General features: G+C 60.9%; 1 protein-coding gene. It reads left to right on the top strand.

The genetic code is table 11. The annotated features are described in order from the left end of the window. A partial coding sequence (locus HUO12_RS14370) for a thiamine pyrophosphate-dependent enzyme (protein ID WP_232367528.1) occupies nucleotides 1-468 on the top strand: 468 nt, incomplete at both ends.

Here is a 468-nt window from a genome sequence, read left to right as displayed (position 1 = left end):
GCTATCTGGAAGAGGGCAAGGAAAGCGATCCTTCGCTGATCCACCCGCACTTCGTGGCCAATATGCTCGACAAGAAGGCCGATGATGACGCGATCTTCGTGTCCGATGTGGGCACGGCGATGGTCTGGATGCTTCGCCATCTGAAGGCAAACGGCGAGCGCCGCTTTCTCAACAGTTTGCTCCACGGCACGATGGCGAGCGGTATGCCGCAGGCGATCGGCGGCAAGCTCGCTTATCCCGACCGGCAGGTCATCGCGGTGTGCGGCGATGGCGGCCTCACCATGTTGATGGGCGATCTGCTGACGCTGGTGCAGGAAAAGGTGCCGCTGAAGCTGGTGGTGTTTCACAACAACACGCTGGGCTTTGTTGAGATGGAACAGCGCGTCGAGGGACTGGTCGATCACTTCACCGGCCTCGTCAATCCGGACTTCGCGAAGCTGGCCGAAGCCTGCGGCATTCAGGGCTGGC

The sequence above is a fragment of the Altererythrobacter lutimaris genome, from assembly GCF_013371495.1.
Classification (GTDB): Bacteria; Pseudomonadota; Alphaproteobacteria; order Sphingomonadales; family Sphingomonadaceae; genus Erythrobacter; species Erythrobacter lutimaris_A.
This window is presented reverse-complemented; position numbering and strand designations above follow the sequence as displayed.